Raw genomic sequence first — 14878 nt, forward strand, 5'->3', positions numbered from 1 at the left:
GTGCTGATTAAAAACAAATTGCTGCCTGAGAATTTGAAAAGCGATATCAACACTCTTTTTTTGGAAATAAACTCTGATTATGCATTAAAATCTACTACTTGATAAGAAAGCTCTAATGCATATTTAGATTAAAAGAGATCAACTACTTCATACTCTTCTTCATTTTGTTGACCTTGTTTAAGTATGGTTATGTATTTAGCCAATTTTGCTACCGTTGAAAGTTCAAATAGAAGATGTACTTCTATAGAAATTGTATATTGCGTACGTATCAAAAAGGCCAATTTTGCTAACATCATGGAATGTGCTCCCAAATCAAAAAAATTATCGTGAATTCCAATTTTATTTTGATGTAACACTTTCTTACATATGGCAACCAATTCTTTTTCTAATACGTTTGTTGGTGCGACATAATCAATGGTTTCAAAAAGCTGTTCTTTGACCTCAGGAAGCGCTTTTTTATCTATTTTTCCGTTTGGAGTCAAAGGTAGATTGTCTAACTTGATAATATGTGCAGGAACCATATATCCTGGTATTTTATTCTCTAAATGGCTTTTTACTTTTTTATACCAATCTTCTATATTTCTGATCACTACATAAGCAACCATAAATTGCTCATTATCCTCTCCTTTTTTTACAGCTACCACACATTTTTCTACAAATGATACCTTATTAATTATTGTTTCTATTTCGCCAAGTTCTATCCGATATCCTCTAATTTTTACTTGGGTATCTTTTCTACCTATATACGCTAAAACTCCTTCTGGTAACCATCGTACCATATCTCCTGTTTTGTATAGCTTTGATCCATCTTTTTCAAAAGGATTGTCTAAAAACTTTTTTTGAGTTAATCGTTCATTGGCAAAATATCCTGCGCTCACTCCTTTTCCGCTTAGGTATAATTCTCCTATAATCCCTTCGGGAACGAGGTTAAGGTCATTATCTAGCACATATGCTTTGGTATTCGCTATTGGTTTTCCTATATATGATGTTCTGCTAGTATTCATCAACCAACAAGTACTATACGTAGTATCTTCTGATGGCCCGTATAGGTTTCTTACTTTATACGCATCCCAATCCAATCTTTTCATTACTTGTTCTGGAATAGGTTCTCCTGCCATGTTAATCTCTGTTACATTCTCAAAAATTACCTTGTTATTCTGTAAATGGTTAATCACACTTGGAACGGTATTGATTAATATATTTTTGTCTTGCAACAGATACTTGGGGATTGATAATCCATCTTCTAAGATTCGTATTTTTTTCCCACTAGTTAATGAGTAGAAAAATTCAAAAATGGATAAATCAAAACAGATAGATGTTGTTGCATATACTATTTGGTGTTGGTCTTTTGCAAACTCAGCTGAGCTCCAGTTTAAAAAGGCTTGTAAATTATCGTGCGAGATCATTACTCCTTTAGGTTTACCCGTTGATCCAGACGTGTAAATGATATATGCCAACATATCTCTGGTAATTGACCGATCTATTGATACTTCTTTTTGAGGTTCTTTTGCTATAGAGCTAAACAATATACTTTCTATCCCAAAATCGATATGGTTGTCTGCATTCTTATCTGAACAAATAAGATATTTTGTTTTAGAATTTTCTATAATATAACGTGTTCTTTCTTCTGGGTATTTCTCATCTAGAGGCACGTATATCGCTCCTGCTTTCCAAATCCCTAAAATAGTTATTGCTATTTCAAACGACCTTTTAACACATACTCCTATTATATCTTTACTTTCAACCCCTTTACTTATTAAAAAATGGGCAACCTCATCTGATTTTTTATCTAATTCTACATAACTCATTGTTGTATCCTTAACAAGAATTGCAGTTTCATTTGGTTGATTCTTGACCTGCTTTTTAAACATATCAAGTACCGTATTCTTTTCTATAGGGCGCTCAATTGATGTAGTACGGCAAGTATCTAGCATTTGATTCTTTTCTTTTTCTGTTATCATTTTGATAGCTGAAACTTTGATATCCCCATCTTTTATAATTTCTAGAATGAGGTTTCTAAAATGATTGACTAGCCGTTCTATGGTTTCTGGCTTAAACAGGGAATCACGATATTCTACATACACTTCAAAATCTCCTTGCTTTTCGGTAATGCTAAATGTGATATCATATTTTGCCATTTTATATTCAAATGGTTCTTCTGTAACAATAGCATTATCAAGTTTAATAGCTGGAGCTTCTTGATTGTTTTGCATGATGAAGAGTATCTGAAATAAAGGAGTTTCTCCTAGTACTTTCTTTATTCCTAAGGTTCTAATCACTTCATCAAAAGGTACTTCTTGATGCTCATACCCTCTAATTATCGTATTTTTTACCTGATCTAATAATTCTTTGAATACGATGTCTCCAGAGATATGAGTTCGTAATGCAATAGAATTCACAAAGTAACCGATCAATTTCTGTGTTTGAATATCCTTTCTATTTGCTGTTGGACACCCTATTACTATATCGGTTTTACCTGTGTACTTATACAACAACACTTTAAAAATGCTTAGTAGTAGCATATAGGGTGTTGCCCGTTTTGTTCTTGCAAAACTTTTTATTTGATTGCTAAGATCAACCCCTAATGTGGTCACATAATTCTTACCTGTATGTCCTTGAGAGATATTACGAGAAAAATCTAATGGAAATTGTAAAGGTGTACTATCTTTCAATTGCTCTTTCCAATAATCTAATTTTGTTTGTATGCTTTTTTGATATGCTGCACTCCTTTGGTGAGCAGCATATTCTATATATGTATATTCTATTTTTTCAAACGCACGTTCTTCTGTTGTTCTTTTCTGGTTGTAAAATGCATTTAATTCGTTGATAAGAATAGAATTAGACCAACCATCAAAAGCTATATGGTGCATCACTAACAATAATTTGTACTGTGCTGTATCTAGTTTAAAAAGGTATGCTTTAAGCATATAATCATTGGCAAGATCAAAAGACGAAACTTTTAATGTATCAATGTATGCTACCAGTTTAGTATCTTCTTTATACGCATCACTATAGAACATGTTCCAATCATGAGAAGGTAAAAGAGATTGATATACGTCTCCATTTTCTTGCTGATCAAAAACTGTTCTTAAGGATGTGTATTTTTCTACAAGATTTTTTAATGAGTCTTCAAGATTTTGTACATCTATTTTTCCTTGTATGTTATATACATAAGGGATTTGGTAGTGTGTACTTCCTTCTGTTTTATCAAGTAACCAAAGGCTCTCTTGAGAATATGATAGTGGAAATAAGGATTGCTGTACTTCTGACATAATTCTCTTTTTATTGTCTTATACCATTTACACTTTGAATTTACCGTAAAAGAAAATTCAAAGTATAACTGGTGTTATTGTTATTGTATTTTATTCTTTTGAATTGTTGTGTTTAGGTAACTATTCTGATTACTCTATAAAAAATTATAATCGTATTATTTTCTCCAAAGACGAATTATAGGCCTCTCAGGCTAAACGGTTATCAGTCATCAACCAAATTTTAACAATACTGTCTCATCAACGGGTCTATTGGGTGTTCTATTTAACTCAAAAGACCTTCTGACGCGTCTTTTTGACGAAGTGTTTAGCTTTGTCGGTTAAATTTTCAGGTCTTATCCTTGAAATTTCAACAAGCTGAGTTGAAATTTCAACCTATAAAGTTGAATTTTTAACTCAGGAGGTTAAAAGTTTGGTCTTTTTTGTTAAATGGAGCGTCTTTTTGACCAATCGGAACGTATTTTGGGCTTAACAAGTCATAATTATTGATTTTTTACCAAGATTCTATTCTTAATTCACACACAACTTTTGACCTTGATCTACTTTTTCTGCTTCTAATTAAAGCTCGATTTATGCATTATAAAACCTATTACACCTTGCAATTTTTGCTAAATAGCTCTTATAAAACTTGCAGTGTATCTATGGCACTTTGTTCTTGAGATAACCTAGCGTCTACCAGCGTAGCTATATTTTTTACAGTACTTGCCGAGAATAAATCGCCAAGGCTAATCTCAACCCCCAGAGTTTCTTTTATTTCAGCAATGATCTGAGTTCCTAGTAAGGAATGTCCTCCTAGCTCAAAAAAATCATCGTCTTCAGAAATAGTATCTACATTTAATACCTTCTTCCAGATTTCTGCTATTTTTAATATAGTCGTGTTCTTTTTGGTACTAGAAAGTTGTGATTGAATAACTGCTACCAGATTGGTTACTGTACCTGTAGAAAATAGGTCACCTAAACTTACTTCTACTCCCAAGCTTTCTTTGATCTCTGCTATAATCTGAGTTCCTAACAGCGAATGACCTCCTAATTCGAAAAAGTCATCTTCTATAGAAATGGTATCAATATTTAATACTTTTTTCCAAATTTCTAAAAGTGTTCCTTCTATCGTTTTTTCTTCAGTAGTTTCGCCAGCTGTAGCGGCTTCAATTAGTGCCACTAGATTCTTTACTGTTCCTTCTGAGAATAAATCACCAAGGCTAATTTCGATATCAAAAACTTCTTTGATCTCTGCTATAATCTGAGTTCCTAATAGCGAGTGGCCTCCTAATTCAAAAAAGTCATCTTCTATAGAGATGGTATCGATATTTAATACTTTTTTCCAAATTTCTAATACCTTTTCTACTGTTGTTTCATTAACTATAATTGCTGTAGTATTCTTATCAGATGTTAATTTCTCATCTACTGCTAACGGATCAGGAAGTTCTCTTTTATTTATCTTCCCATTAGGGGTTAATGGATATGATTCTAAAGAAATAATAAAAGGCGGAATCATATAATCAGGTAGCTGTAACTGTAATTCTTGAATGAGTAATTCTTTTGTATATCCTTTATCAGGAATTATATAGCTTACTAATCTTTTTGAGCCTCCTGGGTCTTCTTGCGCTACTACCAAAGCTTGTTTGATATATGAAGATTTCTTAAAAGTGGTTTCTATTTCTCCCAGCTCAATTCGATACCCTCTTATTTTTACCTGATCGTCTTTTCTGCCTATAAATTCAATATCTCCTCCTGGCAACCACCGAACCATGTCTCCTGTTTTATATAACGTAGCATTTTTATGGGTGTCAAATGGATTTGATACGAAACGCTCTGTTGTTAATTCAGGTTTATTTAAATATCCGTTGGCTACTCCATCTCCTCCTATGTACAATTCTCCTATTACTCCTGTTGGGCATAATTGCATTCCTTTATTAAAGATATAAACCGTAGTATTATCTAATGGTTTACCAATAGGCACACTATCTTTTTCTACTTTATTTACCTCATAACTTGTTGCATAGACCACCGTTTCTGTAGGCCCGTATACATGTACAATTTTACCTTTTCCTAGAGTATCAAAAGCCTTTTTTACATGGGGAACAGATACTAGTTCTCCTCCGAAAAGGATTTTGCGTATTCCTGATAAGCTTTGTGTATCATAATCTATTAATGCATTAAATAATGCGGTTGTAACAAAACATACTGTAATTTCCTTCTTTTTGATCTCATCTGCTAACCGAATTACATTTGGAGCGTCTTCTTCTGTTATCATGACTAATCTTGCTCCTGTAAGCAATGTGCTGAAAATTTCATAGGTAGACCCATCAAATGCAAAATTTGACCATTGTAGCACATGATCTTCTGGTAAAACTTGTATTGCCCCCGTGTCATGTACTAGCTTCATTATGTTTTGATGACTAACCCGAACTCCTTTGGGAGTTCCTGTTGTACCCGAAGTATACATAATATATGCGATAGAAGATGGAGTACTACTACTATCTAATGGGGTGTCTTGAAAAGATTGTGTTTCTTCTATCAAAAAATAAGGATAAGAAGATAGTTGTTTTTCGAGGATTAGTTTTTCATCTGTACAGAGGATCGTTTTTACATTAGAGTCTTCTATAATATACTGCAATCTACTCACCGGATATTCTGTATGTAATGGCACATAGGTAGCTCCACATTGTAACACTCCCAAAATACTCACTATCATATCAACACCTCGTTGTGCTAGTATAGCAACAGTATCTCCTGATTGTATATTTTCTTTTGTTACTAAATAATTAGCTACTTGTAACGATTTTTTTTGTAGCTCTTTATAAGTCAAAACTTGATCTTTATAGGTAACAGCAATAGCATTTGGTGTTTTTGCTTGTTGTTCTCTAAAAAGCGCTATCAATGTTTTTTTCTTAGGATATTTTACAGAAGGATTATTGTTGCTTTTTAAAGCCCCTTCTATATGTTGTTTGTCTACTAGACAAATTGAATTAATAGTTTGATATGGATCTGTTACAATAGCAGTAACAATACTTTTATATAAAGAAATTAAGTGCTCTATTGTTTTTTTATCAAATATTTCAGAATTATAATTAATAATACCTTGTATATCATTTTTGCTACGCATCATGATCATATTAAGATCATCTGTTGCAATTCCTTCTATTCCTAAATTTAATCCCTTAAATAACCAATCAGATTTTACCGCATACAACTCTGAAAGATCAAAGCTATTTACGACAAAAGAAACATTGCACAACGGGTTGTCTATAGTATTGTCTTTTGATCTACTTTTTAGCACTTCTTTGACTACCAAATTAAAAGGTACTTCATGATAAGGAAGGCAATTAAATATAGAGGCGCGTTGACGTTCTAAAAACGCTAGTAGTGTTTCTTCTGACTTAATTTTGCAACGAATGGCGATAGTATTGGCAAAATATCCTAATACATTTTCAAACCCTTCTTCATTACGATTTGCCATTCCTGAACCAATAACAAAATCATCTTGATTCGAAAAATAATGAAGCATTAATGTATACGCTCCAAAAAGTATGGTATTTAGCGTAACCCCTTCTTTTTTTATAAATGTATCAATCTTCTTAGAAAGAGGCTTAGACAAAAGGAGCTCTATATTGCCTCCTTGATACCCCCTTTTTTCTGGATATGAATAATCGGTTGGAAGTTTTAATAACGGAGCATCTGAAAGGTATTCTCTCCAATATGCTAGATCTGTATCAAAATCTCCTGATTTAATTTTACTTTTTTCGGTTACTACTAATTCTTCATAATTTCTAATGACTTTACCTAATTGAGGAGTCCTTTTTGCCTGTAAAGCATCGTATACCTTTATGATTTCTTTGAGAAGTACGATTATCGACCACCCATCAGAAAATAAATGATGCTGTGTAACCATAAGCTTGTACACATCTTCTTCTAGCTTAACCACTTCAAAATGCATTGTTTCCTCAGAAAAATCAAATGAATATTTCATACGCTTTTTTCTAAGTTTTTCTGCTGCTTTTGTCTTCTCTTTCTCACTATACTCCGAAAAATCATTAAACGGAATCTGGTAACCTGATTTGCTCTTTACTTCTACAAAAGCAGCCCCCTTTTTATTTTCTTTTATGACAGAGCGCAAGGCTTCATGTCTATCTACGAGATACTGAATAGTTTCTGCTAAAGTTGTCAAACATAGATTTCCATTATAAAAAAGTTCAAAATAGATATTATGTAATTGGTTGATTCCTGTAAGCTTATATATAAACCATAATCTTTCTTGCATTGATGACAATGGTACTTTTGTTACAGTTACCTTATCATCTATCACAACATCATCAGAAATTATTTCTTGCTCTTCTATTCCTAAATAATTTTCTACGATAACAGTTGTCAGTTCTTCTATATTAGGGATATTCAACACCTCTGATAAAGAGAGATTAATAGCTAATTGTTTTGTAATTCGATTTTTTAACTCAACCATCATTAAAGAATCTAAACCTTGTTTAAAAAGACTCTTTCTGGTATCGACAACATCTTTTGAAGCTAAAGAAAGAATTCTTGCGATATTATCTTTTATCACTTCTTTTATCAGTTGTTTTTGTGCTTTTGGTTTTTTACCTCGAATGGTATCAAGGAGGTTTACATCATTTAATTTGTCTGTTTTTGATTGTTGCGCATCTGTTAGTTCTTTGTATACTGATGAAATTTCGATTCCGTCATAATATTTTAATAACAAAGTTGGATCAAATTTTAAAACAGGATATTGCCCTGCTTCACTGTTACCTATTTCCTCCAGTATTTTTATACCTTCATTTTTATGAATATTAATAAATCCTAAGGCTTTTAATCTTTTCTTTTCTTTCTCTGTTAAACTCTTCGCCATTCCTGTTGACTCCCAAGGAGACCAATTGATACTATAGGTTGGTAGGTGCTGTTGATTTCTATAGTAGGCAAAATGATCTAAAAAGGTATTTGCTGCAACATAACTTCCTTGCCCTACTCCTAGCACATCCATTACAGATGCCGCAGAAGAGTAACAAATAAAGAAGTCTAAATCCATCCCTTTTGTCAACTCATGAAGATACCATGCTCCTTGTATCTTTGGCGCCATATCAGAAAGAACTTCTTCTATTATTTGATTCTCTACTGTTTTTGCTCTGGTAACTCCCGCAGAATGCACGATCCCTTTGAGAGGAAACTCTTCTGGAATTTCTTCTATTACCTCTGAGAGTGCAACTTGATCTGTAACATCTGCTATTGCTATTGTTACCATTGTTCCTAATTGTCTAAGCGCTTCTATTTTTTCTTTTGCATAAGAATCGGGGGTACTTCTACCTAATAGAATCAGATGCTTTATAGTATGTTTTTTGACAAACCATTCGGCTGTAAGTAATCCTATCCCTTTACATCCACCAGTAATCATAACAGTACATGCTGCGGTAGCTATAAAATGCTCTTTTTTATTTTTATCTTTTCTTTTAGTGAGACGTTTACCAAAAACTTGTTGGTCTTTTATAATTAGTTCTTTTTCTAGTAAATCTTTAGAAATTACTTGACTAATCATCTTATTATTATCCTCTTGTTCTGAAATATCCATAAGAACAAGTGGGATATCTGGGCGTTCGTTTGTAAATACCGTTGCTTCACCCCATATAGTTGCTTTTGCCAAATCTATTGTATGGCTAGTAAAGGGCTGGGTATTTTGCGTAATCCAGTAAATATTTTTCAAAAGAGGAAAGGCTTTTGATTTTGTCCAAGAGATATATTGTTGTAGCATAGCCACAGCTTCTGGCATTTGCTCTTTAATAACTCCTACGGGTTCTTTATTGATTGAAGGTTTCCACAATACTAAAACAGTGTCTATAGACATTTCTTGTACTATCTCTTCTACGTCTTCTAATTGAGTGGCATAAAAAATAGAATTTCCTTTTTTAGAAAGCTCATTAATCAACTTGGTATGGGCAGAAGGATCTCCAAAAATTAATAACTTATTTATTGTTCTTTCTTGATAAGTAGCAAGATCTATTGGTTTCCAATCTAAATTATAACGCCAATCTACCTCAATTGCATCACTATAATTTTTTAATGAAAAAGATTCTTTTTCTACCGCTCCCATACTCACAAGCCCTACTCCTTTGTGATTACGAATATCTACTGCAAACATTTCTTTTGCATCTGTAGTCTTGGCAATTTTTCGAATTTTAATCCAGATTTCTTTTTCACAAACTTCTTTGTACGTTTCAAAAGTTCCTATAGAAAAAACTGGAAACTGATCCAATTCTCCCTGATCTTCCATTAATATAGAAATAAGGTGAAATGTTTCTTTGAGTATTATAGGATGTATTTGAAATGATTGACTGTAAAAATCTACTGTTTCAGAAAGTTGTATCTGTGCCAAAACATGGTGTTCATCTATCCATAATTTCTCAACTTTCAGCAGTGTATCTGGTACATCTTTTAATCGTTGTAAAGAGCTATTGTACTCATTGATATCATATGGTTGATCAAAAGATGTTTGCAAGTTTTCTATATTCACTACATCGCTCTTTTTTTCAGACATAATTAATGTTCCTGAGGCGTTTTCGACCCAATCAGATTCATTTGTCTTTTTACTGTAAAATAAAAAGGAGTAGGCTTGATCTGTTTTTCTAACGATCAATTGTATTTGACCTTTTTTATTCTGAAAAAGTAATGGATGGTGTATCTGGAGTTGTTCTACAATCGTGTTTTTTTGTAGCTTTTGGTGACACATAAACTCCTGAAGTATTTCTAAAATAAGAGATTCTGATGCAATATTGGTCGTTCTATTTTGTACAGTGATCAAAAACGGAAACTTTTCAAAATCAATATGATTTTGATATATCCAATGATTTGCTCCTTCAAAATAGTTTCCTAATAAAGTCTTCTTACTCTCTATTAATGCTGAATCTGCTGTTTGTTGTTCTGAATACCAATAGGATGATCTTTGAAAAGGGTATGTGGGTAAATACACATGTTTTCCTTTCTCATACAAAGAGTTCCAGTCTACTTCTCCTCTATTGGTGTACCATTTTGCTAAACTTTTATATACTGTATCCCCATCTTCTTCTCTACTAGAGGGAAGCCATAAATTGTTTTCTTTCGAGTCAATCTCTTGACCTATAATTCCTAATACAATAGGTTTGGGGCCCATTTCTATAAATGTGTTAGCTCCTAATTTTTCTATCGTATGTACACATTTTGAGAACTGAACGGTTTGCCGTAAATGGTCTACCCAATATGCTGAAGAAGCAATATCACCTCCTGTTATTTCACCTGTAAGATTACTTAGGATAGAATACGTTGGTTTGAAAAAAGTAATCGTATCAAGAACTTCTCTGAACTCATCTAAAACTGGATCCATTAATGAAGAATGACAGGCTCTAGAGATATTTAGTAATTTCGATTTAATTTCTTTGTCATCGCACCACTTTTTTACTCTAAGGATTTCATCTGTTTTGCCCGATAATACAGTCTGTTTTTTGCCATTAACAACTCCTATAGAGATAGATGGTTCATTTTTATTAAATAACTTTTTTACCTCATCTGGCGATAATTTTACAGAAAGCATGCTTCCTTTTTCTGAGTGCTTTTGCATTAATCGACCTCTATGGCAAACCAACTTGACACCATCTTCTAGCGTAAAGACATTGGCTACACAAGCGGCTACAATCTCGCCCAAACTATGCCCCAAAAGGTACTTGGGTGTTACTCCCCATGATTGCCATAAAGCACTCATCGCAAATTGAAATGCAAATAGTGCTGGTTGCATATAATCTAGTTCTTTCAAAAGAGATTCATATTTCTTGTTGAATACAACCTCTTTCAATTCTTTTTCTAAATAAGGAACAGCTAATGAACAACAGAGATCAAAAGTTTCTCTAAACACTGGCTCTGTGTTGTAAATTGTTTTCCCCATTTCTGAAAATTGAGAACCTAGACCTGTAAATAGAAATACAGGATTATTAATGTCTATAGCCTCATCTACAAAAAACTCTTCTTTTTGTTCTACCTGATATTTTAGAGTAGATTTTAATTCTTCTATAGTACCAACTTGAAGAATTGATCTATACATAAAGTGATCTTTTCTACACGATAATGTATGAGCTATATCTTGGAGTTCGATATCTACATGTATTTGTAAGTATTCATATAATCTTTTTTTCTGTTGGATAAGTGCTTCTTTCTTATCTGCTGAAAAAGGAATGTGATACAATCCTACTTCTGTCTTTTCAGTTTTTATTTGCTCCTTATCATTTTGAGGAGGTTCTTCAATAATAATATGAGAATTTGTTCCACTTATCCCAAACGAACTTATTCCTGCTCTTCTGGTTTTGTTTTTTTCTTTTTTCCAAGGAATTGTATTCTCTACAACTTTTATAGCACTACTATCCCAATCAACATGAGTATTGAGTGTATCTAGATGTAGCGTTCTATACAAAGATTGCCTATTAAGACATAAGATTGTTTTTATAACTCCTGCCACTCCTGCTGCAGATTCTGTATGCCCTATATTGGTTTTTACACTTCCTACATATAATGATGATGCTTTATCACGATTACCAAAAACATTTACTATAGAATCGAGTTCGATTGCATCACCCAACACAGTTCCTGTACCATGTGTTTCTATATAATCTATATCATCTGGTGATAGCCCTGCATCTGCAAGAGCTTTATAGATTACTTCTCTTTGAGCATTTCCGCTAGGTGCTGTAAACCCTTGACTTTGACCATCCTGATTAACAGCACTTCCTTTGATGACTCCTACTATTGTATCCCCATCATGTTGTGCTTGGCTCAATGGTTTTAAGACTAGGGCACCAGCTCCTTCACTTCGTACAAAACCATCTGCTTTTGCAGAAAATGTTTGGCACCTACCTGTTGGAGAAAGCCCTTCTATTTTGCTTAGGCCTACCGTGTTTTCTGGATTTAATATTATGTTTACTCCTCCTGCTATTGCGATTTTACATTCTTTATTTTGCAATGATTTTACAGCTGTATGAATTGCAACCAACGAGGATGAACAGGCTGTATCTATGACCATATTAGGGCCTTTAAGTCCTAACCAATAGGATAATCTACCCGATATAGCACTCCCTAAAGAGCTTACAAAAGAGTGAGCCCCCACATGGGATGCATTTTTCATCACTTTGGTATGGTAATCATTTGCATATACCCCAAGATAAACCCCAGTATTACTATCTTGTAACTCTTTTTTAGTATATCCTGCTTGCTCTAATGCTTCCCATGCAGTTTCTAAAAAAATTCTTTGCTGCGGATCTGTATATATTGCTTCTCTAGGGGAAATCCCAAAAAACTCTGCATCAAAAAGATCGATATCTGGTAAAAAACCACCCCATTTTGAGTACATTTTTCCTTCTACAGATTTCTGATCAGAAAACCAGTCTTCTAATTTCCAACGATTACTAGGAACTTCTATAATTGCATCTTTTTCTTCTTCTAGAAGCTTACAGTAACTATTGATATCAATAACACCTCCAGGAAAACGACACCCCATACCAATAATAGCTATGGGTTCTTTTTCTTCTTTTTGTTGTACTTTATTTTTTAGGGTCTTGATAGCAATCAGAGCTTGCTTCAATTTTTCTTTATACGTATCCATGGGTATAATTTTGTGTTTGTAATTTTTACTATTACAATATGTTATTCAACAAATAGGTAGCCTGTAGCTATTTCTCTGCTACGACACTATAGATCACTACTGTTTTTTAACCCGTTTTATATATTAGAAAATCTATTACATAAAGCGGTTTTAACTAAATACGAGGGTTTCTTATTAGTGGGGGGGGGAATAATAAAACAGACATCTGAATTGCTGCATTGCAATACCACTTCACTTTCACTCTAAGAAAGCTAATTCTTTGTCTAATTCATTTTCTAATTGCGCAATATTCATATCCGCAATTTCTTTTTTGTAAGCTTCTAATGCTTCTTTGTTAGACTCTGGCAAATAAGATAATGAGTTCTCTTTTTTTGGTGATAATTTTTGAGTAACAAACTCTGATAAACTTTCTATTGTAGGATGATCAAATATTACAGCAATTGCAATATTTATCGCAAATATCAAAGATAGCTTTTTGACTAGCTTAAGTGCTTCTAAAGAATTCATGCCCATATCCTTAAGAGGTTTTTTTATATCAATCTGGTTTTGATCTTCTATCTTCAAGATATCACCTACCTGTTCTTGAATTACATGTAAAACATTTTGAAGTTCTTTTTGATCGTTTACATTTTCAATATTCGTATTCTTTCTCTCAGAAAGTAATTTGGTAATGTCTTCAAAAAAACATTGAATTGCTGTATCTTTTTTAAATGTATTTTCTGAAGAGCGTTTACTATCTGTAAATATTCCTTTTTCTAATTGCCATTTTGTAAAACTATCATATATCATCAAAGGTTGATCATCTGTTGCTGATGCCAGAGACAAAAACTCATGATCTCCATATTGTTCAATAATTCCTAATAAAATAGGATTAGGGCCTACTTCTATCAGGGTATCTATATCTAGCTGTTTTAGTTGTTGCCAAGCGGATAGAAATTTTACAGATCCTAATAAATGTTCTATCCAATATTGAGACTTACAAACTTCTTTTCCAGCAACTTTTCCTGAAATACAACTTACTAGTTTTATTTTAGGTTCATTTTTTTGAATGGATGCTAGAACTTCTGTATAACTTTTTAAAGCGGGCAACATTAATGGAGAGTGAAAGGCATGAGATATTCTAAGCTTCTTGGCTTCATACCCTTTTTCTTCAAGTCTTTTCATGATTTCCTTAAGGCTCTCAGGCGCACCAGAAATTACTGTTTGTATTGCACTATTTATTACTGCAATTCCTACTGTTTTTTTATATCCTTGCAAAAAAGGCACTACTTCTAACTCACTTGCCTGTACGGCTACCATCTGTCCTTTTTTGGTCAATGTCTCTACAAACTCACCACTTTTGCATGTTAATTTTATCGCATCTTCCAAAGAAAAAACTCCCGCTACACACGAGGCTGTTATCTCACCGATACTATGCCCAATCACTGCTTTGGGTTTTATTCCTTTGGATTGCCATATTTTATACATTGCGTATTCATACGCAAATAGAGTCATTTGCATATAATCAATACGATGAATTAATTTGCCAAGTTTAGTTGTTTTTCCTGCAAACAATACCTGTCGTATATCTTTTTTTAGATACTTCATTGCTATTATAGCACACTCATCAATAGCATCCTTAAAAACAGGCTCTGTTTGGTATAATTCTTTTCCCATCTTGGCATATTGCGCCCCTCCACCAGTAAAAAGAAAAGCTGCTTTTCCTTGAAAATGCTCTTTTGTACGAAAAATAGCTACTGACCTATATAATCCTTTTTCTACAGCTTTTAGTTTTTCTATCAACTCTTCTTTATTGGCTATAGCAAGGATTATATAGGATTTGTGCTTTCTAGTGATACCTAATGACTGATGTGACAATTGGTTTATTGAGAATCTTTGTTGTTGTTCAATAAATGACTTCAATTGTTTTGCTACTATTGACAAATCGCTAATATTCCTATAGGGAAGTAAAATTTGTTTTTTTGTCATTGTTTTGAGTTTATTTTTC

At 33.1% G+C, this 14878-nt stretch carries 3 protein-coding genes; all 3 read right to left on the minus strand.

Going from position 1 to position 14878, the window contains the following annotated elements; genetic code table 11:
* Positions 1-128 precede the first annotated feature (128 nt).
* Positions 129-3272, minus strand: a complete 3144-nt coding sequence (locus DG508_RS06595) for a non-ribosomal peptide synthetase (RefSeq protein ID WP_108867380.1) — start codon at positions 3270-3272, stop codon at positions 129-131.
* Positions 3273-3888: 616 nt separating this feature from the next.
* Complete coding sequence (locus tag DG508_RS06600; RefSeq protein ID WP_108867381.1) at positions 3889-12891, minus strand: hybrid non-ribosomal peptide synthetase/type I polyketide synthase; 9003 nt, start codon at positions 12889-12891, stop codon at positions 3889-3891.
* 237 nt (positions 12892-13128) lie between these two features.
* Complete coding sequence (locus tag DG508_RS06605; RefSeq protein WP_108867382.1) at positions 13129-14859, minus strand: acyltransferase domain-containing protein; 1731 nt, start codon at positions 14857-14859, stop codon at positions 13129-13131.
* Positions 14860-14878 lie beyond the last annotated feature (19 nt).

The sequence above is a fragment of the Aquimarina aquimarini genome (genome assembly GCF_900299535.1).
Lineage (GTDB): Bacteria > Bacteroidota > Bacteroidia > Flavobacteriales > Flavobacteriaceae > Aquimarina > Aquimarina aquimarini.

Coding starts and splice junctions, on each gene's coding strand:
- DG508_RS06600 (WP_108867381.1), bottom strand. CDS start 12,891: ATGGATACGTATAAAGAAAAATTGAAGCAAGCTCTGATTGCTATCAAG.
- DG508_RS06605 (WP_108867382.1), bottom strand. CDS start 14,859: ATGACAAAAAAACAAATTTTACTTCCCTATAGGAATATTAGCGATTTG.
- DG508_RS06595 (WP_108867380.1), bottom strand. CDS start 3,272: ATGTCAGAAGTACAGCAATCCTTATTTCCACTATCATATTCTCAAGAG.